This is a genomic window from Frankia sp. Hr75.2, from assembly GCF_949319125.1.
Lineage (GTDB): Bacteria > Actinomycetota > Actinomycetes > Frankiales > Frankiaceae > Parafrankia > Parafrankia soli.
Genome location: NZ_CASGGV010000204.1, coordinates 1 through 770 on the forward strand (window position 1 = coordinate 1; position 770 = coordinate 770).

Annotated in this window: 1 protein-coding gene; it reads right to left on the reverse strand. The window is 67.4% G+C overall.

Features of this window, described 5'->3' with window-relative positions:
- A partial coding sequence (locus tag AC559T_RS15025) for a beta-ketoacyl synthase N-terminal-like domain-containing protein (protein ID WP_498869124.1) occupies window positions 1-770 on the reverse strand: 770 nt, incomplete at both ends.

The following is a 770-nucleotide window of genomic DNA, read 5'->3' on the forward strand; positions in this document are numbered from 1 at the left end:
CCCGCGTCCGCGAGCGCGGCCCGGATCACCCGCTCCTGCGCCCGACCACTCGGCGCCGTCAAACCATTCGACGCACCATCCTGATTCACCGCCGAACCCGCCACCACCGCCAACACCCCATGCCCCCGAACCCGCGCCACCGACAACCGCTCCACCACCAGCACACCCACCCCCTCACCCCACCCCGTCCCATCCGCACCCTCCGCAAACGCCTTCACCCGCCCATCAGCAGCCAACCCCCGCTGCCGCGAAAACTCCACAAAACCCACCGGCGTCGACATCACCGTCACCCCACCCACCAACGCCATCCCACACTCACCCGCACGCAACGCCCGCACCGCCAGATGCAACGCCACCAACGACGACGAACACGCCGTATCCACCGTCACCGCCGCCCCCTCCAACCCCAACACATACGCCACCCGACCGGAGGCCACGCTCGAGGCGGTCCCACTGATCCGATAGCCCTCCACACCCTCGGACGCCGTCACCGACTCGCCGCCGTAGCCCTGGTAGATCAGGCCGGTGAAGACGCCGGTGTCGCTGCCACGCAGCGACGACGGATCCACCCCCGCCCGCTCCAACGCCTCCCACGACACCTCCAACAACAACCGCTGCTGCGGATCCATCGCCAACGCCTCACGCGGCGAAATCCCAAAAAAACCCGCATCAAAATCACCCGCACCAGCCAGAAAACCACCCGACCGCACATAACTCCGACCCACCCGACCAGGATCCGGATCATAAAGACCCGCCACATCCCAACCCCG